A 19,868-nucleotide genomic window follows, 5' to 3' on the forward strand; every position below is an offset into this window, starting at 1 on the left:
GTACCCGGGCGGACTGGCGCTGCGGTTCGCCCGCGTGGTGCGCTACCGCGACGACTTCTGCACGCCGTCGAGGGCGATCTCGACCACCTGTTCGGGCCGCACGTTTACCACATACCCGTCGGTGCCGCCGACAGCGAGCTCGCTGAACCGGGCGGTCTGCCAGTCCAGCATGGCGTCGGTCATACCCTTGAAAGTCTTTCCCACCATGACGAATTCGCCGGTGGCGGGATCCCGGGCGCCCAGGTGGATGTTGGAGAGCTTGCCGCGCCGCCGCCCGGAACCCCACTCCACGGCGAGCACCACCAAATCCAGCGTGTGCACCGGCTTGACCTTGAGCCAGCCCGCCCCGCGCCGGCCCGCGAGGTACGACGCGCCCGGCGCCTTGGCCATCACCCCCTCGTGGCCGGCGGCCAGCGTGGCGTCCAGGAAGCCGGCGGCCTCCGCGGGATCCGACGTCATCAACCGGTCCACCCGGTGCGCGGGCGGCACCAGCGCGTCCAGGGCGGCCAGCCGGTCGGTGGTCGGCGTGTCCAGCAGGTCGGAGCCGTCGCGGTGCAGCACGTCGAAAAAGAACACCGAAAGCCGCTGCGCGGCAACCGCGGCCGCCACATCGACCGACCGGCCGAACCGCGAGGCGGTGACCTGGAAGCGGTGCGGTCGGTTGTCGGGCCGCAGCGCGATCGCCTCGGCGTCGGCGATCAGGTCGGTGACCGGCAGCGCCAGCGTCGCCTCGACGACCTCGGGGAGCCGGGCCGTGACGTCGTCGAGGCTGCGGGTGTACACCGTGACCTCGTCGCCGGCCCGGTGGATCTGGACGCGCGCGCCGTCCAGCTTCGCTTCGAAAATCGTTGTGCCGTCGTGGCGTTCGATCGCGTCGGCGACACCCGTCGCGGTTTGGGCCAGCATCGGGCTGACCGGCCGGCCCACCCGCAGGGTGAATGCGTCCAGGGCCGCGGCGTCCCCCGACAAAACGGCCGCGGCCACCGCAGGCAGGTCGCCGCCCAGCATTGCGGCGCGCTGCACCGCCGCGACCGGGATTCCGGCGGCCCTGGCGACCGCGTCGGCCATGATCCCGGCCAGCGCCCCCTGGCGCAGCTCGCCGCCGAGCAGCCGCAGCAGGAAGGCCTGCTCCGTTTCGGTCGCCGCGGCGAACAACGCGTTCAGGAGTTCGGCCCGCCGCGCCTGCGACCCCTTTCCGGACACCGCCCCGATCTCGGAGAACGTGGCGTCGACTCCCGTCACCGTCAGCGCCGGGTCGGACGCCGGCGGCGGCCGGGAGCGCAACGACGCCCAGCCGACGCCGATCTGGCGCTGGCGCAGCTCGCCGGAGAGCCACGAGACGACGATCGCCACCGCCTGCGGGTCGGTGGCGGCGCGGCGCAGCAGCTCGGCGATGTGGCCGATCTTCGTCAGCCGCGACGACGTGCCGCCGACGTTAAGCGACGTGCTTGCGACGTCGAGGAGGAGCACGCAACTCAGCTTGGCATGGCTCGCCGACAACCCCGCCGGGCGGACACGCTAGCGTGCCTAGGAAACGTTACAAATTTCATGGATTCTGACAAGCCTAACGAGGAGGTCCGGATGGAGATCAACGGGAAGAAGGTCGTCGTCATCGGCGGCGCGTCGGGGATGGGTCGCGCCAGCGCCGAATTGCTGCACGAACGTGGCGCGGACGTCGCCATCCTCGACCGCGAGGGCTCCGACGGCAAGACCGTCGCCGAGGCCGTCGGCGGGTCGTTCTACCCGGTCGACGTCACCGACTTCGCCGGCACCGAGGAGACGCTGCAGACCGCGGTCGACAAGCTCGGCGGCCTGCACGTCGTCATCACGACCGCCGGCGGCGGCATCGCCAAGCGGACGATGACCAAGTCCGGCCCGCACGACCTGGAGTCCTTCCAGTCCGTCATCGATCTCAACCTCATCGCCACCTTCAACATCAGCCGGCTGGCGGCCGCCCACATGGCCAAGAACGAGCCCGAGGACGAAGAGCGCGGCGTCATCATCAACACGGCGTCGATCGCGGCGTTCGAGGGCCAGATCGGCCAGGTCGCCTACACCGCCGCCAAGGCGGGCATCGCGGGCATGTGCCTGACCATGGCGCGTGACCTGGGTTCGCTGGGCATCCGGGTGCTGGCGATCGCGCCGAGCCTGTTCGCCACCGGGTTGACCCAGGGCATCCCGGACGAATTTGCCGCGGCGCTCACCAAGGACGCGGCCTTCCCGAAGCGCCTGGGCCGGCCCGAGGAGTACGCGAAGCTGGTGGCGGCCATCGTGGACAACCCGATGCTCAACGGCCAGTGCCTGCGGCTGGACGCCGGGCAGCGGTTCGCGCCGAAGTAGGGCACCCCGGGCGGAGGCCCAGGCCGGGAATGAGTACACTCTTTAGGCAGCCGCCCCGCTCCCCCTCGGAGCGGGGCAGGCAATCACCCCCGGCAGCGGCGCGAGGAGGTCCCTCATGGGTATCGCACTGACCGACGACCACCGCGAACTCGCCGAGGTGGCCCGCGCGTTCCTGACCGCACAAAAGGCGCGCTGGGCGGCCCGATCGCTGCTCGACGCGGCCGAGGAATCCCGGCCTCCGTTCTGGCACAACCTGGTGGAGCTCGGCTGGCTCGGCCTGCACGTCGGCGAAGAATACGGCGGCTCGGGCTACGGGCTGCCCGAACTTGTCGTCGTCGTCGAGGAACTCGGCCGGGCGGTGGCGCCGGGACCGTTCTTGCCGACCGTGATCGCGTCGGCGGTGCTCGCGAAAGACGGGGCGCCCGAGCAGAAGTCGCGGCTGCTGCCCGGGCTGATCGACGGCACCGTCACCGCGGGGATCGGCCTGGGCGGCGAGGTCCGGGTCTCCGACGGCGTAGCGAACGGCAACGCCGGGATCGTGCTCGGTGCCGGGCTGGCCGACCTGCTGGTGGTCGCCGCCGGTGACGACCTGCTGCTGCTGGACCGCGGCCGGTCCGGCGTCTCGGTGGACGTGCCCGACAACCTCGATCCGACCCGGCGCTCCGGACGCGTCCGCCTGGACAACGTCAGCATCGGTTCCGACGACATCGTGCCGGGGGCGCGGGAATCGGCGCTGGCCCGCGCGCGCACCCTGCTGGCCGCCGAGGCGGTGGGCGGGGCCTCCGACTGCGTGGAGGCCGCCGTCGACTACGCCAAGGTCCGCGAGCAATTCGGCCGCACCATCGCGACTTTCCAAGCCGTCAAGCATCATTGCGCGAACATGCTGGTGTCCTCGGAGTCGGCGACCGCCGCGGTGTGGGACGCCTCGCGCGCGGCGGCGGAGGACGAGGATCAGTTCCGCCTGATCGCCGCCGTGGCCGCCGCGCTGGCGTTCCCGGCGTACGCCCGCAACGCCGAACTGAACATTCAGGTGCACGGCGGCATCGGCTTCACCTGGGAGCACGACGCGCATCTGCACCTGCGCCGGTCGCTGGTGACCGCCGCGCTGTTCGGCGGGGACGCCCCGGCCGCCGACGTCTTCGACCGCACCGCGGCCGGCGCCGTGCGCGAGAACAGCCTGGACCTGCCGCCCGAGGCCGAAGAGCTGCGCACCCGGATCCATGCCGACGCCGCCGACATCGCCGCCCTGGACAAGCAGGCGCAGCGCGACAAGCTGATCGAGACCGGCTACGGGATGCCGCACTGGCCCCAGCCCTGGGGCCGCGGGGCCGACGCGGTGGAGCAGCTCGTGATCGAGGAGGAGTTCCGCACCGCGGACATCAAGCGGCCCGACTACGGGATCACCGGGTGGGTGATCCTGACCCTGATCCAGCACGGAACCCCTTGGCAGATAGAACGATTCGTGGAGAAGGCGCTGCGCAAAGACGAAATCTGGTGCCAGCTGTTCTCCGAGCCGGATGCGGGATCGGACGCGGCGTCCATCAAGACCCGAGCCACCCGTGTCGACGGTGGCTGGAAGATCAACGGGCAGAAGGTGTGGACCAGCGGGGCGCACTATTGCGCGCGGGGGCTGGCCACCGTCCGCACCGACCCGGAGGCCCCCAAGCATGCCGGGATCACCACGGTGATCGTCGACATGAAGGCGCCGGAGGTCGAGGTTCGTCCGTTGCGGCAGATCACCGGCGGCTCCGATTTCAACGAGGTGTTCTTCAACGACCTGTTCGTGCCCGACGAGGACGTCGTCGGCGAGCCCAACACCGGCTGGACGGTCGCCCGCGCCACGCTCGGCAACGAGCGCGTCAGCATCGGCGGCAGCGGGTCGTTCTACGAGGGCCTGGCGGACATGCTGATCGAACTCGTCAGGCAGCGGCCGGACCAGTTGGCGGGGGCCAAGATCCGCGTGGGCAACTACCTGGCCGACGATCACGCGCTGCGGCTGCTGAACCTGCGCCGCGTCGCGCGCAGCGTCGAAGGGGCGGGCCCGGGCCCGGAGGGCAACGTCACCAAGCTGAAGTTGGCCGAACACATGGTGGACGGCGCCGCGATCTCGGCGGCGCTGCTGGGGCCCGAGGTCGCGCTCGGCGACGGGCAGGGCGCGCTGGCGAGTCGCATGATCATGGGGGCGCGCGGCATGTCGATCGCCGGCGGCACCTCGGAGGTCACCCGCAACCAGATCGCCGAGCGGATCCTCGGCATGCCGCGCGACCCGCTGATCAACTAGCCGCGAGCGTGCGTGTTTGTACGGAGACACGCCGCGCAGGCCGGCATTCTGCACACGCTCGGCGTGAAAAGAATTAAGCCGGGGCGAATTGGGGGGCGCCGCCGCTGCCCTGCTCGGGCTGGATAGCGACGGGCATCCCGCACGTCACCGAATCCGGGTCGCAGCCAACGATATTGGCCGCCACCCGCAGCCCGTTCTGTTCGGCCAGCTCGACGATGGCGATCACGTACGGGGTCGGGATGTCGGGGTTGTACGGGTGGTGATTGACCGTGTAGGTGAACACGGTGCCGCGGCCGGATACCGGTCGCGCCACCAGTGCGGCCCCGCAGTCGCGGCATTCGCCGGCCGCCGGGTGAACCCAGCGCGCGCACTTCTCGCAGTGTTCGATGAGCAGCTGGCCGGACACGCCCAATACAGTACACTCTATTGATTCGATGCGGGTGGCGGTTCGGGTGGACGGGCGGTGCGTATGACCTATTTCGAAAAGGACGCGATCTTGTGCGGCGTCGGCATCTCGCGGATAGGCCGTCGCACCGGGATTGCAGGCCTGGAGCTGACCATGGAGGCGGTGCGGGCGGCCATCGCCGATGCCGGCCTGGCGCCCGCGGACATCGACGGGATCGCGACCCTCGGCGACACGCCTGCCGCGGACGTCAACGCCCAACTGCGCATCGAGGCGGCCGACTGCGGGGCCGGCTTCGGCACCGGCGGACTGCTGAGCCCGGTGATGTCGGCGTGCCGCGCGGTCGCCGAGCGGCGCGCCCGCCATGTGGTCGTGTACCGCACGATCCAGATGCTCGGCGGCACGGTGCCGGTCAAGCGGGAGGAAAACGCGCCCGCCCAGCCGCTGGCGCGCATGTTCGAAACACCCGAAGGGGAACCGCGCCCGGCCGTCGGAGCGATGGACGACGTCAACGATCTTGTTGCGGCGCACGCCTATTCGGCGGCGAACTGGCTGGCGCTGAACTGCCGGCGGCACATGGAGCTGTACGGGACCACCAAGGAACAGCTGGGCTGGCTGGCGCTCAACGGCAGGCGCAACGCCGCGCTGAATCCGCTTGCGGTCTACCGCGAACCGATGACCATGGCCGACTACCTGGGAGCGCGCGCGGTGTCCACCCCGTTCGGCCTGCTGGATTGCGATGTCCCGATCGACGGCTCGATCGCGGTGGTGGTGTCGCACGCGGAGTACGCGCGCGACTGCCCGCACCGCGCGGTGGCGGTCGAGGCGATCGGCGGATCCGACGGTGCCGGCGGCTGGTTCCACCGCGCCGACTACCCGAAGATGGCGATGTCGGACGCGACCGCCCAGATGTGGTCGCGCACGCAGCTGACGCCGGCCGACCTCGACGTGGCCGAGTTGTACGACGGTTTCACGTATCTCACCCTCGCCTGGCTGGAGGCCCTGGGGGTGTGCGGGGACGGCGAGGGCGGGCCGTTCGTGGAGGGCGGCGCGCGGATCGCCCGCGACGGCCAGCTGCCGCTGAACACCTACGGCGGCCAGCTGTCGGCCGGGCGCATGCACGGCTACTGGGCCCTGCACGAAGGGTGCCTCCAGCTGCGCGGCGAGGCGGGGGAGCGCCAGGTATCGAAACGCCCGGAGGTCGGCGTGGTCTCCGTGGGCGGCGGGCCCGTCGCCGGATGCATGCTGCTGACATGCTGAGATAACCTGTGGCACAGCGCGATTCCGGGCCCGCGGACAAACTCGCCGCACAAATTGCCCGCCGCATCGAAGCGGACATCGTTCGGCGCGGCTGGCCGGTCGGCGAATCCCTGGGCTCCGAACAGGCGCTGCGGCAGCGTTACGGCGTCAGCCGATCGGTGCTGCGGGAGGCCGTTCGCCTCGTCGAACATCACCGGGTGGCCCGGATGCGCCGCGGACCGGGCGGCGGGCTGCTGATCTGCGAGCCGGACGCCGGCCCCGCGACCCGCGCGGTCGTCATCTATCTCGAGAACGCGGGCACCACGCTCGTCGACCTGCTCAACGCGCGCCTGGTGCTGGAGCCCTTGGCGGCCTCGCTGGCCGCGGAGCGGATCGACGAGGCCGGCATCGACCGCCTGCGCGCCGTGTTGCGCGCCGAGCAGCGCTGGCGGCCCGGCCAGCCGGCGCCGCGCGACGAGTTCCACATCGCGCTGGCGGGCCAATCCAAGAGCCCGGTGCTGCAACTGTTCATCGACATCCTGATCAGGCTCACCACCCGATACGCCCTTGCGTCACGGACCGACTCGGCAACCGAGGCCATCGAGGCGGTCGATCACATGCACAAGCACCACGCCGAGATCGTCGCCGCCGTCAACCCCGGCGACGCGGCGCGCGCCAGGTCGCTGTCCGAGCGGCACGTCGAAGCGGTGACCGCATGGCTGCAGCGCCATCACCCCGGCGGCACGGGCCGCCCGCGCGCGCCCCGCCGCCGGCTCGACGGCGATGCCCCGCAGGGCAAGCTCGCCGAGATGCTGGCGGCCGCGATCGGCGACGAGATCGCCGACGGCGGCTGGCAGGCCGGTTCGGTCTTCGGCACCGAGACCGCTTTGGTGGAGCGCTACGGGGTGAGCCGGGCGGTGTTCCGGGAAGCGGTGCGGCTGCTCGAATATCACTCCGTCGCGCAGATGCGCCGCGGGCCCGGCGGCGGGCTGATCGTCGCACGCCCGCAGGCCGAGGCGAGCATCGACACCATCGCCCTGTACCTGCAGTACCGCAAGCCCAGCGGCGAGGACCTGCGCAGCGTCCGCGATGCCATCGAGATCGACAACGTCGCCAGAGTCGTCAAGCGGCGCACCGATGCGGAGGTGGCGGCCTTCGTGGCGGCGCATCGGGGCGCCCCGGAGGGCGGCGTGGGCGAGGCCCCCGCGGCCCTGGCCGACGAGGTCCGGTTCCACCTCGGCCTGGCGCAACTGGCCGGCAATGCGCTGCTCGACCTGTTCCTACGGATCATCATCGAGCTGTTTCGCCGGCACTGGTCCAGCACGGAGCAGGCGGAGCCGACGTGGGACGACGTGGCCGCCGTCGAGCACGCCCATGTGCGGATCCTGGAGGCGATCAAGGCCGGCGACGACAGCCTCGCCCGTCTCCGCATCCGTCGCCATCTGGACGCCGCGGCCTCGTGGTGGTTGTAGGGGCCGCCGCGCCGTGCTAATCCGTTCCGTTCGTCTGCATACCGAAGGTCCTAATCGGGTATGGGGTGGGGGAATGTAGACGGCCGGTCCAGCAGGGGGTTGGCGTAGTGATCGACAGCGACAGCGCTGGAATGCCCGGGGGCTTGAAGGGCACGCGCGCCGGCCACTCCGGCTTCGTCCATGCGGCGCTCCTTTACCGTTCGCAGCAGGAGTATTTGGAATCCGTGTCGCGCTTCGTGCTCGACGGTCTGACGGCCGACGAGGCGGTTCTGGTGGCGGTGCCCGACGACAAGCTGGCCCTCGTGCACGACGCCTTGGCCGGCTCGGTCTCCGGATTCACGGCCGAATTGCGCATGGCCGACATCGCCGAGCTCGGCCGCAACCCGAGCCGGTTCATGGCCGCGGAGGGTTCCTTCGTCGACGACCACCCGGACCGGCGGGTGCGGATCGTGAGCCAGCTGGCCTGGCCGGGACGCAGCGACGACGAGTTCGTCGCGTGTGTGGAGCACGAGGCGCTAGTCAACGAAGCGCTCGACGGCTACCCGATGACGAAGTTGTGCCTCTACGACGCGAGCCGGCTCGATGACGAGTTGCTGGCGGACGCCCGTGCGACCCACCCCTTGCTGTGGAGCGGCGGCGCGCTGCGGCGCAGCGCCGAATACGCGCCCGAGGCCGCCCTGGAGCGCTGCAACCGGCCACTACACGTGAAGCCGGGGGCCGTCACGTACATGGTCAGGAAGTCCGCAGACCTCAGCCCGGCCCGGTCCTTCGCCGTCGACTACGCCGGCTGGGTGGGCATGTCCCAGGACGGGATCGACGATCTGCAGCTGATCGCGACGGAGCTGGCCACCAACAGCCTGATGTATACCGACGGGGCCTGCCGGCTGGCGTTCTGGCGCCAAGACGACCATCTGGTGTGCGAGGCGCGCGATACCGGACGGTTCGACGACCCGCTGGTCGGCCGCCTGGACCCGGGCCCGACCGGGCCCGCCAGCCGCGGCCTGTACCTGGTCAACGCGATATCGGACCTGGTGCGCACGCACACCACGTCGGCCGGGACGACGATCCAGGCCTATCTTCGGTTCGAACAGGCGCCGGGGCCGAACGGCTGACCCACGGGGCTATTGAGTGGTGACCGTCCCGCCCCCGCGGGGGAGTGGGACCGGGTGTAATGACGCTGCGCAGCCCGTTGCCGTCACGGCGAAGACGGCGATCAGCGCCCCCGCCACGGCTATTCGGGCCCTGTTTCTGCTTTTCGCGGTCACGGCCGTGCCTTTCCTTTACCAGTAGGCGAAGTTTGGTTTGCTGAGCCCACTGCCGTCAGATGCTATCGCAATTGCGGGCGGTTAATTTGGGACCAAAATTGCGCGCGGGGCGGTTATCGGTTGCCGGGTGGCAGGCTCACCGGCGCCGGCACGAACGTGCCGGGGTTGTGCGTCGCGCAGCCCGCCACCGAGACCGCGGATAGCGCGGCCAACGCAGCGGCGAACACCCGAACAGGGTGAATTGTGCGGCTAGTTTGCGTTGCGTTCATCCGTGGCGCCTTTCGTTTGCTGGAAGTCCGTGATTCGCGGACACCACTGCCCTCAGATGTTATCGCTGTCGCCGCGCTACCGATACATTTTGCGTTATTGGTGAACGACGGCATGGGCATCGTCGTGGCCGCCCGCGAAAGCGCTTGCCGGCAAGGGCGCACTCGGCCGCGCGAAATGAATTTGCGTTGCCGCCACGCGGGCGTCTATCGTCGCGCTCGTGCGTCTTCTTCAGCGTGCCGTAGTAGCCAGCACCCGCAGCGGGGTCTGATCCCAGACCGACCCCCCGCTGTGGGTCGGAAGCTACTACCGTCGGTCGCCCTCTCGATCAGAGAAGACCGAAACCATGGCTTTATCCCAATCCCGATTCACTTCGGTCCGCGACTGCCCGGCGGCCGCGTGGTTCGCCCACCACTTCGGCGCCGACCTGCCGCGCGGTCTGCGGGAGGAGGCCGAGGCGATGTCCTGGGAGACCTTCCTCGCCACCTACGGTCACAGCGCCGGCCCCGTCCGGCTGGGGCACTTCGCCTGCACCGACGCCGAGCGGCCGGCCGGGCGGCTCGGACCGCAAGCCCGCAATTATCGGGCCACGATCGCCGTCGGCGATCAGCTCGCTACCTGCACGGCCGCCGCCAGCGGTCCGATCGCCGCGCTCACCGCGATGCTGCACGAGCGCGCGATCACGGTGGAGACGCTGAGGTTTCACCAGCTGCGCTCGGGCGTCATCACCACCACATTCATCCACGGCAGCAACGGGATTCGCGCGCAGTGGGCGATGGGCGCCGCGGAGGACCCGACCCAGGCCGCGTTGCGCGCGGTGATCGCGTGCGCCAACCGGCTGGTGATCTGAACGGCCGTCAGAGCGGGCGCAGCATGATCGGCATGCCGTCCTTCGGCACCGGCATGCCGCCGTAGTCCCACTCGGCCTGGTATCCCGGGCGGGGCAACTCGAGTCGATACTTGCGCAGCAGGCGGTGCAGGATCGTCTTGATCTCCAACTGCCCGAACACCATCCCGATGCACTTGTGCGCGCCGCCGCCGAACGGCGTGAACGCGTAGCGGTGTCGCTTGTGCTCGTTGCGCGGCTCGGTGAACCGCTCCGGATCGAATTTCAGTGGGTCTGTCCACAATTCGGGCAGCCGGTGGTTCATGCCCGGGTAGGCGATCACGTTGGTGCCCTTGGGGATGTAGTAGCCCAGCAGGTCCGTGTCGCGCACCGTCTGGCGCATGGCCCACTGCACCGGCGTCACCAGCCGGATCGACTCGTTCATCACCAGGTCGAGCGACTCCAGCTTCTCGAGCGAGTCGATGTCGAGCGGCCCGTCGCCGAGCCGGTCGGATTCCTCGCGGCAGCGCTGCTGCCACTGCGGGTGCGCGGCCAGCTGGTAGGCCATCGTGGTGACCGTCGACGTCGACGTGTCGTGCGCGGCCATCATCAAAAAGATCATGTGGTTGACGATGTCCTCGTCGGAGAACGTGTTGCCGTCCTCGTCCTCGGTCTCGCACAACACGGACAACAGGTCGGTGCCGGGGTTCGCGCGCTGTTCCTTGACCCGCTCGCGGAAGTAGTTCTCCAGCAGCTCGCGTGCCTTGAGGCCCCGCCACCAGGTGAACGGCGGCACGGGAGTGCGGATGATCGCGTTGCCCGCGCGCGTGGTGATCGCGAACGCCTTGTTGACCTTGGTCACCAGTTCGTGGTCGGTGCCCGGCTCGTGGCCCATGAACACCATCGACGCGATGTCGAGCGTCAGCTCCTTCATCGCCGGGTAGAGCAAAAACCGCGCGTCGTTGGCCACCCAGTCGTTGGCGATCGTCTGGGAGACCACCTTGTCCATCTGCTCGACGTAGCTGACCAGGCGGGACCGCACGAACGCCTCCTGCATGATCCGCCGGTGAAACAGGTGCTCCTCGAAGTCCAGCAGCATCAGCCCGCGGTGGAAGAACGGCCCGATCACCGGCACCCAGCCCTGCTGCGAGTAGTCCTTGTTGCGGTTGGAGTAGATGACCTGAGCGGCGTCCGGGCCCAGGGCGGCGATGCCCGGCAGCACGGGCGAGTCCCCGAAGATCACCGGCCCCTTGGTCTGGTACATGTGCAGCAGATAGTCCGGTCCGCCGCGCAGCATCTCGATGATGTGGCCGATGACCGGCAGGCCCGCGTCGCCGACGGCCGCCTTGAGACCACTGCCCGGCGGCGGCTCGGCGAGGGTGCGCTCCGGGAACTGGGTGTTCAGCAGCCTGCGCTCGACGATCCCCATGCCGGGAAAGTTGTTGATCGACGGGGTGAACCGGCGCCGCGCCTGGTCGAGCAGGTAGTGCGGGGTGCTGATGGTGGCGGCCATTGAGGCTCCTTTGCGCTCCTGTGCAGGCCCGGGGGACGGGTGACAGCGGTCACTGATCCACATCCTTCGGGAAAAACTTGACGGCTGTCAAGTTTGCTTTTCCGACGGCGTGGTGCAAGGTCGTGGGGGTGAGCAGCGCCGCCAATCCGCAGCCGGGCGAACCGGGCGCGCGCCGGCGGGGTGACAAGCACCGGCAGGCGATCATGCAGGCGGTGCGCGACCTGCTCGAGGAAAAGCCGTTCGCGGAGCTGTCGGTCAGCACCATCAGCGAGCGGGCCGGGGTGGCCCGGTCCGGCTTCTACTTCTACTTCGACTCCAAGTACTCCGTGCTGGCCCAGATCGTGGCCGACGCGACCGAGGAGCTCGAGGAGCTCACCCAGTACTTCGCCCCCCGCCAGCCGGGCGAGTCGCCCGAGCAATTCGCCACGCGGATGGTCCGCAGCGCCGCCGCGGTGTACGCGCACAACGACCCGGTGATGACGGCCTGCAACGTCGCCCGCTACACCGACATCGAGATCCGCGACATTCTCGAGCGGCAGTTCGAGGTGGTGCTCCGCCAGATCGCGGATGTCGTCGACGCCGAGATGAAGGCCGGCACCGCCAACCCGATCAGCGACGACATCCCCACCCTGGTGCGCACTTTGGCCGGCACCACCTCGCTGATGCTGACGGGCGACTCCATCCTGGTCGGCCCCGAGGACGACGCGGAGCGTCGGGTCCGCGTGCTCGAGCAGTTGTGGCTGCATTCGCTGTGGGGCGGGGGCCAGACGTAAGGCGGTAGGGTCACGGCCATGGCGTCCAAGCCTTCTGGGGGATATTTCACGGGTAAGCGGTGTCTGGTCACGGGTGCGGCCAGCGGCATCGGGCGCGCGACGGCCCTGCGGCTGGCCGCCGACGGCGCCGAGCTCTATCTCACCGACCGCAACGCGGACGGCCTCGAGTCGACCGTGGCCGACGCCCGGGCGCTCGGCGCGCGGGTGCCCGTTCACCGCGCGCTCGACATCTCCGACTACGGCCAGGTGGCGGCGTTCGCCGCCGACATCCACGCCGCGCACCCGAGCATGGACGTGGTGCTCAACATCGCCGGCGTGTCGGCGTGGGGCACCGTCGACCGCCTGACCCACGAGCAGTGGAGCAAGATGATCGCGATCAACCTGATGGGTCCGATCCACGTCATCGAGACGTTCGTCCCGCCGATGGTGGCGGCCCGGCGCGGCGGGCGTTTGGTGAACGTGTCGTCGGCGGCCGGGCTGGTCGCGTTGCCGTGGCACGCCGCCTACAGCGCCAGCAAGTTCGGGCTGCGCGGGCTGTCCGAGGTGCTGCGTTTCGACCTGGCGCGCCAGGGCATCGGGGTGTCGGTCGTGGTACCGGGCGCGGTGAAGACGCCGTTGGTGGACACCGTCGAGATTGCCGGCGTCGACCGCGAGGACCCGGGCGTCGCCCGCTGGGTGGACCGCTTCAGCGGTCACGCGGTTTCCCCGGAACGGGCGGCCGAGAAGATCCTGGCCGGCGTCGCGAAGAACCGGTACCTCATCTACACGTCGCCGGACATCCGCGCGCTGTACGCGTTCAAGCGGCTGGCGTGGTGGCCCTACAGCGTGGCGATGCGTCAGGTCAACGTGATCTTCACACGGGCGCTCAAGCCCGCCCCGGCTCCGCTAGCCGGGCATCACCAACTCGAGGCGCACCCCGAGTAGCCGAACCGGGCGGTCCAGCTCGAAGAGGTCCAGGACGCGCAGGGCGGCGTCGGTGATCGTCCGCGCGTCGGTGGTGGGCGCGGCCAGCTTGCGGATCTTCGTGCGGGTGTAAAACGTGGCGGTCCGCACGGTGACGGCGACGCGGGTGACGACGCGCCCGGCGGCCAGCACGTCGTCCAGGGCCTGGCGCGCCAATGCCGTTACCGCAGCGTCCATTTCGGCGCGATCGGTCAGGTCGCGCGGAAAGGTGATGACGTGGCTGCGGGAGCGCGGGACCCACGGCTCGGCGCTGACCTCGGTGTCGCCACCGCCCTTGGCCAGCAGCAGCAGCCACAGCCCGGTGCGCGGGCCGAACGTGGACGTCAGCAGCTCCGCGTCGCTGTGCGCGAGTTCCCGTACCGAGGTGATACCAAGGGCCGCAAGCCTTTTCGACGTCTTCGGGCCGACGCCCCACAGCGCGTCGACCGGGCGCTCGGCCATCACCGTCATCCAGTTCGTGTCGGTGAGCGTGAAGATGCCGGCCGGTTTCGCGAATCCGGTGGCGACCTTGGCGCGCTGCTTGTTGTCGCTGATGCCGACCGAGCACGACAGCCCGGTTTGCGACGAGATGACCGCGCGGATCTGTTCGGCGACCCCGGTGGGGTCGGCGGCCGTCACGCCGACATACGCCTCGTCCCAGCCCCATACCTCGACCGGGTGCCCCAGGTCGCGCAACAGCCCCATCACCTCGTCGGACGCGGCGTCGTACGCGGCCGGATCCGACGGCAGGAAGGTGGCGTCCGGGCAGCGGCGCGCGGCCGCGCGCAGCGGCATGCCCGCGTGCACCCCGAATTCCCGGGCCTCATACGAGGCGCAGGTAACGACCTTGCGGGGTTCGGCCGGATCGCCGCTGCCGCCGACGATGACGGGCAGCCCGGCCAGTTCCGGGTGGCGGCGCAGCTCGACCGACGCCAGAAACTGGTCGAGGTCGACGTGCAGGATCCAGCTCGTCACCGCCCGCACAGCTTGCGCGCCAGGCTTTCCCACGCCTCCCCCAACGTCTCCAAAGTGTGGCCGCCCTCGTTGAGCCGATGCTCCACGTAGTCCGGGTCGAGCAGGGCCAGCAGCGCGTCGGTCTGCACGCCGAGATTGCCGGTCGTGCGCGCCGACGCCAGCAGCAGCCTTACGTGGGTGCGCAACACCGTGGCCGGCGCGTTGTAGCGGTTGTGCGGATCGCGGTTGGCCTCCGACAGCAGCGCGTGGTGGGTGTGCACGAAGCGGATCCGCTCCCGCCCGAACGCCAGCAGGCGATCCAGCGGCGGCGCGTCGGGACCCAGCGGCGGCGGGCCGAAAAGGAAGGCCTGCTGGCTGGCGCGTTCGTCCTCGTCGAGCAACACCATCATCAGGCCGGCGCGGCTGCCGAACCGGCGGAACAGGGTCCCTTTGCCGACGCCCGCGGCCGCGGCGACGTCGTCCATGGTGACGGCGTCGGCGCCGCGCTCGGCGACCAGGGTGCGGGCGGCCTGCAGTAACAGGGCGCGGTTGCGCGCCGCATCGCCGCGCTCCTGCGGCGCGGACACTCCCAACTCGCCCAACGGCTCGACGGCGCTCACTCCTGCACTTTAACGCCGCCGGAATAAACCGGACCACGGTCCGGTTGGAGCGTGCAAGGATGGGGACCAACGACCGAAGGGAACGAAACAGTGGCAGGGATCAAAGTCTTGGCGTTAGTGGGCAGCCTGCGGGCGGCGTCGATCAACCGTCAGATCGCCGAGCTGGCCGGCTCCGTCGCCCCGGACGACGTCACCGTCACGATCTTCGAAGGGCTGCACGAGCTGCCGTTCTACAACGAGGAGATCGACGACGCCATGAACGCCGACGCCCCGCCGCTGGCCCCGGTGGCCGCGCTGCGCGCCGCGGCGGCCGAGGCCGATGCCGCCCTGGTGGTCACGCCGGAGTACAACGGCAGCATCCCCGCGGTCATCAAGAACGCGATCGACTGGCTGTCCCGCCCGTTCGGTGACGGAGCGCTGAAGGGCAAGCCGCTGGCCGTGATCGGTGGGGGCTTCGGCCGCTACGGCGGGGTGTGGGCGCACGACGAGACCCGCAAGTCGTTCGGGATCGCGGGCGCCCGGGTGGTCGACTCGATCAAACTCTCCGCGCAGTTCGCCAAGCTGGACGGCAAGGCGCCAGCCGATGACGCCGAGCTGACCGCGGGCGTGCGCGATGCCGTCGGCAAGCTCGCCGCCGAAGTGGGCTGAATTTAGCGATACCAAACAAGCCGCTCGCCGCCCACCAGCGCCGTTCCGATCGCCGGATGGCCGAAGCCGCCAGCGCGCGCCGGCGACTTTGCTGGCGGGCCGGTGACGGGCGGCCGCGGGATGTCGAACACACCGGCGCTGTCGGTGGCCGATGCTATACCTGTGCGCGTGGAGCTCCTCGATCGCGATGTGACCTGCGACACGCCGGGCGCGTGCCGGGCGGAGGGCTTACGACCAGCGAATTTCAAAATTGTTATTCAGAACATCTTGTATCTGGACAACTTGTCGGCCACTAGGTGTAGTGTTTCGAGCACCGGCAGACCCCAGGATCCCCAGGCTGACCGGGCTTGGGGAACCTCCCCAAATCGGCTCGAAGATGTCGAAGCACGCTGCTCCGACGCGGACGGCCGCACGACGGGAATGTGGGGCCCTGACGGGCCGCTGAACACAGCGAAGACAGAGTTTGTCGCAGTACCGCAGTTAGTTGCCAGTCCGTACCACGTCCCCACCTTCCGCAAAGGAGCGGCATCCATGACCATCACCGTGTACACCAAGCCGGCATGCGTCCAGTGCAGCGCCACCTTCAAGGCCCTGGACAAGCAGGGCGTCGCCTACCAGAAGGTGGACATCACGCTGGACGCGGAGTCGCGGGACTACGTGATGGCGCTGGGTTACCTGCAGGCCCCCGTGGTGGTGGCCGGCAACGACCACTGGTCGGGCTTCCGGCCGGATCGCATCAAGGCGCTCTCGGAGTCGGCGCTCAGCGCGTAGGCAAGACGTTTAGGTAAGGAAGGTTGCGGTGCCATGGACATCACGGGGCGCAACCTGGTCTATTTCTCCTCCGTGTCGGAGAACACCCACCGCTTCGTGCAGAAGCTGGGTGTTCCCGCCACGCGGATACCGCTGCACGGGCACATCGAGGTCGATGAGCCCTACGTCCTGATCCTGCCGACCTACGGTGGCGGCCGGGCCACGCCGGACCTCAACGCGGGGGGCTACGTCCCCAAGCAGGTCATCGCTTTCTTGAACAACGAACACAACCGGTCGTTGATCCGCGGCGTCATCGCCGCGGGCAACAACAACTTCGGGGCCGAATTCGCCTACGCGGGCAACGTCATCTCCCGCAAGTGCGACGTTCCCTACCTTTACCGCTTCGAACTGATGGGGACCCCGGACGACGTGGATGCCGTCCGCGCCGGTCTCGCCGAATTCTGGAAGGAACAGACGTGCCACCAACCGTCACTGCAGAGCCTGTAGCCGCCGGCACGCATGCGTCGCCCGAGGAGACGGACTACCACGCGCTGAACGCGATGCTGAACCTGTACGACGCGGACGGCAGGATTCAGTTCGACAAGGACGTTCTCGCGGCGCGCCAGTACTTCCTCGAACACGTCAACCAGAACACGGTCTTCTTCCACAATCAAGACGAGAAGCTCGACTACCTGATCCGCGAAAACTATTACGAGCGTGAGGTTCTCGACCAGTACTCGCGCAACTTCGTCAAGGAGCTGCTGGACCGCGCCTACGCCAAGAAGTTCCGGTTCCCGACGTTTCTGGGCGCGTTCAAGTACTACACCTCCTACACGCTGAAGACGTTCGACGGGAAGCGCTACCTCGAGCGCTTCGAGGACCGGGTCGTCATGGTTTCCCTCACGCTGGCCGCCGGCGACACCGCGCTGGCCGAGAAACTGGTCGACGAGATCATCGACGGACGCTTCCAGCCGGCCACCCCGACGTTTTTGAACTCGGGCAAAAAGCAACGGGGAGAGCCGGTTTCATGTTTTTTGCTTCGCATCGAGGATAATATGGAGTCGATCGGGCGGTCGATCAACTCCGCGCTGCAGCTGTCCAAGCGCGGCGGGGGAGTCGCGTTGCTGCTGAGCAACATCCGCGAGCACGGCGCGCCGATCAAGAACATCGAGAACCAGTCCTCGGGCGTCATCCCCATCATGAAGTTGCTCGAGGACTCGTTCTCCTACGCCAATCAGCTGGGGGCGCGCCAGGGCGCGGGCGCGGTGTATCTGCACGCGCATCACCCCGACATCTACCGCTTCCTGGACACCAAGCGGGAGAACGCCGACGAGAAGATCCGGATCAAGACGCTGAGCCTGGGCGTGGTGATCCCCGACATCACCTTCGAGCTGGCCAAGCGCAACGAGGACATGTACCTGTTCTCGCCGTACGACGTCGAACGCGTCTACGGCGTGCCGTTCGCCGACATCTCGGTGACCGAGAAGTACTACGAGATGGTCGACGACGCGCGCATCCGCAAGACGAAGATCAAGGCGCGCGAGTTCTTCCAGACGCTGGCGGAGCTGCAGTTCGAGTCCGGCTACCCGTACATCATGTTCGAGGACACGGTGAACCGGGCCAATCCCATCGAGGGCAAGATCACCCACTCGAACCTGTGCTCGGAGATCCTGCAGGTGTCCACGCCGTCGCTGTTCAACGACGACCTGTCGTATGCCAAGGTAGGCAAGGACATTTCGTGCAACCTCGGTTCGCTGAACATCGCCAAGACGATGGACTCGCCGGACTTCGCCCAGACGATCGAGGTGGCCATCCGGGCGCTGACCGCGGTGAGCGACCAGACCCACATCACGTCGGTGCCGTCAATCGAGCAGGGCAACAACGATTCCCACGCGATCGGGCTGGGGCAGATGAACCTGCACGGCTACCTGGCGCGGGAGGGCATCTTCTACGGCTCCGAGGAAGGCGTCGACTTCACCAACATCTACTTCTACACGGTGCTGTATCACGCGCTGCGCGCGTCGAACCGCATCGCGATCGAACGCGGCACCCACTTCAAGGGTTTCGAGAAGTCCAAGTACGCCTCGGGGGAGTTCTTCGACCGCTACACCGAGCAGGTGTGGGAGCCCGCGACCGACAAGGTGCGGCAGCTGTTCGCGGACGCCGACATTCGCATCCCGACGCAGGACGACTGGAAGCGGTTGAAGGAGTCGGTCCAGGCGAACGGCATCTACAACCAGAACCTGCAGGCGGTGCCGCCGACCGGGTCGATCTCCTACATCAACCACTCGACGAGCTCGATCCACCCCATCGTGTCGAAGGTCGAGATCCGCAAGGAGGGCAAGATCGGGCGGGTCTACTACCCGGCGCCGTATATGACCAACGACAACCTGGAGTACTACCAGGACGCCTACGAGATCGGTTACGAGAAGATCATCGACACCTACGCCGCGGCCACCCAGCACGTGGACCAGGGGCTGAGCCTGACGCTGTTCTTCAAGGACACCGCCACCACCCGCGACGTGAACAAGGCGCAGATCTACGCCTGGCGCAAGGGGATCAAGACGCTGTACTACATCCGGTTGCGGCAGATGGCGCTGGAGGGCACTGAGGTGGAGGGTTGCGTCTCCTGCATGCTGTGACGCCGCATCGAACGTGAAGCTGTTGCGACTTTTCGGCCCGATTTTCGCAACCAGTGCACGCTCGGCGACGGCGAGCCCGCGGCGGCAGTCTGCCCTGGTCAGCGCCCAGAGCGCGGTATGGTGCTTGATGTGGTGAGAATTCCCCGACCGCCGCACCCCAGCGTGAAGCCCGGGGTCAAGGTCGACGCGCGCAGCGAACGGTGGCGCGAACACCGCAAGAAGGTGCGCGGCGAGATCGTCGAGGCGGCGTTCCGCGCCATCGACCGCCTGGGGCCCGAGCTGAGCGTGCGGGAGATCGCCGAGGAGGCCGGCACCGCCAAGCCGAAGATCTACCGCCACTTCCACGACAAGTCCGACCTGTTCCAGGCGATCGGGGAGCGCCTGCGGGACATGCTGTGGGGGGCGATCTTCCCCTCGATCGACCTGAAGACCGACTCGGCGCGCGAGGTGATCCACCGCGCCGTCGAGGAGTACGTCATCCTCGTCGACAAACACCCGAACGTGCTGCGGGTCTTCATCCAGGGTCGCTCCGCGGCGAGTCCCAAGATCCTCGAGGAGGGCCGCGGCATCACCCTGGCCGTGGCCGACATGTTCGACAACGAGCTGCAGGACATGGAGCTGGACCACGCGGCGGTGGAGCTGGCGGGGCATGCGGCGTTCGGCTCGGCCGCATCGGCCACCGACTGGTGGTTGGGCCCCGACGCCGACAGCCCGCGGCGCATGCCGCGCGAGCAATTCGTCGCTCACCTGACGACGATCATGATGGGCGTCATCCTCGGCACCGCCGAGGTGCTCGGCATCTCGATGGATCCTGACCAGCCGATACACAGCGTGGTGCCCAGCAAGCCCGCCGCGAGCTGAGGACTTTCGGCACGTTGACATCGGTCCGCCGATCGTCAACACTCGTGCCATCCGATACCCTGGGTACTGGGT

At 68.6% G+C, this 19,868-nt stretch carries 17 protein-coding genes and 1 pseudogene; 13 read left to right on the forward strand and 5 right to left on the reverse strand.

Features of this window, described 5'->3' with window-relative positions:
- Positions 1-45: 45 nt before the first annotated feature.
- Positions 46-1,470: pseudogene (locus A5673_RS01915) on the reverse strand (ATP-dependent DNA ligase); the annotation flags it as partial.
- Between the two features lie 111 nt (positions 1,471-1,581).
- Here A5673_RS01915 and A5673_RS01920 point away from each other — a divergent pair.
- Entirely contained in the window at positions 1,582-2,340 is a 759-nt protein-coding gene (locus A5673_RS01920) for an SDR family NAD(P)-dependent oxidoreductase (RefSeq protein WP_068226811.1), read from the forward strand.
- A 115-nt stretch (positions 2,341-2,455) separates the two neighbouring features.
- The gene (locus A5673_RS01925; protein ID WP_068226812.1) at positions 2,456-4,621 is read left to right on the forward strand and encodes an acyl-CoA dehydrogenase; all 2,166 of its coding nucleotides are present in this window, start codon (positions 2,456-2,458) and stop codon (positions 4,619-4,621) included.
- A 73-nt stretch (positions 4,622-4,694) separates the two neighbouring features.
- Here A5673_RS01925 and A5673_RS01930 read toward each other — a convergent pair whose 3' ends face one another.
- On the reverse strand, positions 4,695-5,027 hold the full coding sequence (locus A5673_RS01930; RefSeq protein WP_156747766.1) for a Zn-ribbon domain-containing OB-fold protein: 333 nt from the start codon (positions 5,025-5,027) through the stop codon (positions 4,695-4,697).
- Between the two features lie 63 nt (positions 5,028-5,090).
- On the opposite strand from A5673_RS01930, the gene A5673_RS01935 reads away from it, so the two are divergent.
- From A5673_RS01935 to A5673_RS01950, 4 genes are all read left to right on the forward strand, one after another.
- Entirely contained in the window at positions 5,091-6,284 is a 1,194-nt protein-coding gene (locus A5673_RS01935; RefSeq protein WP_068226814.1) for a thiolase family protein, read from the forward strand.
- Between the two features lie 8 nt (positions 6,285-6,292).
- Entirely contained in the window at positions 6,293-7,735 is a 1,443-nt protein-coding gene (locus A5673_RS01940; protein WP_068226815.1) for a FadR/GntR family transcriptional regulator, read from the forward strand.
- A 107-nt stretch (positions 7,736-7,842) separates the two neighbouring features.
- A complete protein-coding gene (locus tag A5673_RS01945; RefSeq protein ID WP_369806453.1) occupies positions 7,843-8,847 on the forward strand; it encodes an anti-sigma factor RsbA family regulatory protein in 1,005 nt (334 codons plus the stop codon).
- A 766-nt stretch (positions 8,848-9,613) separates the two neighbouring features.
- Complete coding sequence (locus A5673_RS01950; protein WP_068226817.1) at positions 9,614-10,117, forward strand: homocitrate synthase; 504 nt, start codon at positions 9,614-9,616, stop codon at positions 10,115-10,117.
- 7 nt (positions 10,118-10,124) lie between these two features.
- On the opposite strand, the gene A5673_RS01955 is transcribed toward A5673_RS01950, so the two are convergent.
- Positions 10,125-11,606 carry a cytochrome P450 gene (locus A5673_RS01955; RefSeq protein WP_068226818.1) on the reverse strand — a complete coding sequence of 494 codons (1,482 nt, stop codon included), beginning with the start codon at positions 11,604-11,606 and terminating at the stop codon, positions 10,125-10,127.
- Positions 11,607-11,809: 203 nt separating this feature from the next.
- Here A5673_RS01955 and A5673_RS01960 point away from each other — a divergent pair, with 203 nt between their 5' ends.
- Entirely contained in the window at positions 11,810-12,379 is a 570-nt protein-coding gene (locus A5673_RS01960; protein WP_082958502.1) for a TetR/AcrR family transcriptional regulator, read from the forward strand.
- 18 nt (positions 12,380-12,397) lie between these two features.
- Positions 12,398-13,303, forward strand: a complete 906-nt coding sequence (locus A5673_RS01965) for an SDR family oxidoreductase (RefSeq protein WP_068226820.1) — start codon at positions 12,398-12,400, stop codon at positions 13,301-13,303.
- Here the strand turns inward: A5673_RS01965 and A5673_RS01970 are convergent.
- Both A5673_RS01970 and A5673_RS01975 read right to left on the reverse strand, forming a co-directional pair.
- Positions 13,265-14,305: a DNA polymerase IV gene (locus tag A5673_RS01970; protein WP_231970798.1), complete on the reverse strand. Its 1,041-nt coding sequence runs from the start codon at positions 14,303-14,305 to the stop codon at positions 13,265-13,267. The two genes, A5673_RS01965 and A5673_RS01970, sit on opposite strands and share 39 nt — an antisense overlap.
- Complete coding sequence (locus tag A5673_RS01975; protein ID WP_068226821.1) at positions 14,293-14,895, reverse strand: TetR/AcrR family transcriptional regulator; 603 nt, start codon at positions 14,893-14,895, stop codon at positions 14,293-14,295. The genes A5673_RS01970 and A5673_RS01975 overlap by 13 nt, the downstream gene beginning before the upstream one ends.
- 90 nt (positions 14,896-14,985) lie before the next feature.
- Between A5673_RS01975 and A5673_RS01980 the strand changes: the two genes are divergently transcribed.
- From A5673_RS01980 to A5673_RS02000, 5 genes are all read left to right on the forward strand, one after another.
- Positions 14,986-15,543 carry an NAD(P)H-dependent oxidoreductase gene (locus A5673_RS01980; protein WP_369806454.1) on the forward strand — a complete coding sequence of 186 codons (558 nt, stop codon included), beginning with the start codon at positions 14,986-14,988 and terminating at the stop codon, positions 15,541-15,543.
- A gap of 531 nt (positions 15,544-16,074) precedes the next feature.
- Complete coding sequence (gene nrdH / locus A5673_RS01985; protein WP_068226823.1) at positions 16,075-16,314, forward strand: glutaredoxin-like protein NrdH; 240 nt, start codon at positions 16,075-16,077, stop codon at positions 16,312-16,314.
- A gap of 33 nt (positions 16,315-16,347) precedes the next feature.
- Entirely contained in the window at positions 16,348-16,800 is a 453-nt protein-coding gene (gene nrdI / locus A5673_RS01990; protein WP_068226824.1) for a class Ib ribonucleoside-diphosphate reductase assembly flavoprotein NrdI, read from the forward strand.
- Entirely contained in the window at positions 16,770-18,935 is a 2,166-nt protein-coding gene (gene nrdE, locus A5673_RS01995) for a class 1b ribonucleoside-diphosphate reductase subunit alpha (RefSeq protein ID WP_082958498.1), read from the forward strand. Before nrdI ends, nrdE begins: the two co-directional genes overlap by 31 nt.
- A 129-nt stretch (positions 18,936-19,064) precedes the next feature.
- Positions 19,065-19,796 carry a TetR/AcrR family transcriptional regulator gene (locus tag A5673_RS02000; RefSeq protein ID WP_156747768.1) on the forward strand — a complete coding sequence of 244 codons (732 nt, stop codon included), beginning with the start codon at positions 19,065-19,067 and terminating at the stop codon, positions 19,794-19,796.
- Positions 19,797-19,868: the final 72 nt, after the last annotated feature.

This window comes from Mycobacterium sp. E3198 (genome assembly GCF_001667015.1).
Taxonomy (GTDB): Bacteria; Actinomycetota; Actinomycetes; order Mycobacteriales; family Mycobacteriaceae; genus Mycobacterium.

Coding starts and splice junctions, on each gene's coding strand:
- A5673_RS01920 (WP_068226811.1), top strand. CDS start 1,582: ATGGAGATCAACGGGAAGAAGGTCGTCGTCATCGGCGGCGCGTCGGGG.
- A5673_RS01925 (WP_068226812.1), top strand. CDS start 2,456: ATGGGTATCGCACTGACCGACGACCACCGCGAACTCGCCGAGGTGGCC.
- A5673_RS01935 (WP_068226814.1), top strand. CDS start 5,091: ATGACCTATTTCGAAAAGGACGCGATCTTGTGCGGCGTCGGCATCTCG.
- A5673_RS01950 (WP_068226817.1), top strand. CDS start 9,614: ATGGCTTTATCCCAATCCCGATTCACTTCGGTCCGCGACTGCCCGGCG.
- A5673_RS01955 (WP_068226818.1), bottom strand. CDS start 11,606: ATGGCCGCCACCATCAGCACCCCGCACTACCTGCTCGACCAGGCGCGG.
- A5673_RS01960 (WP_082958502.1), top strand. CDS start 11,810: ATGCAGGCGGTGCGCGACCTGCTCGAGGAAAAGCCGTTCGCGGAGCTG.
- A5673_RS01965 (WP_068226820.1), top strand. CDS start 12,398: ATGGCGTCCAAGCCTTCTGGGGGATATTTCACGGGTAAGCGGTGTCTG.
- nrdH (WP_068226823.1), top strand. CDS start 16,075: ATGACCATCACCGTGTACACCAAGCCGGCATGCGTCCAGTGCAGCGCC.
- nrdI (WP_068226824.1), top strand. CDS start 16,348: ATGGACATCACGGGGCGCAACCTGGTCTATTTCTCCTCCGTGTCGGAG.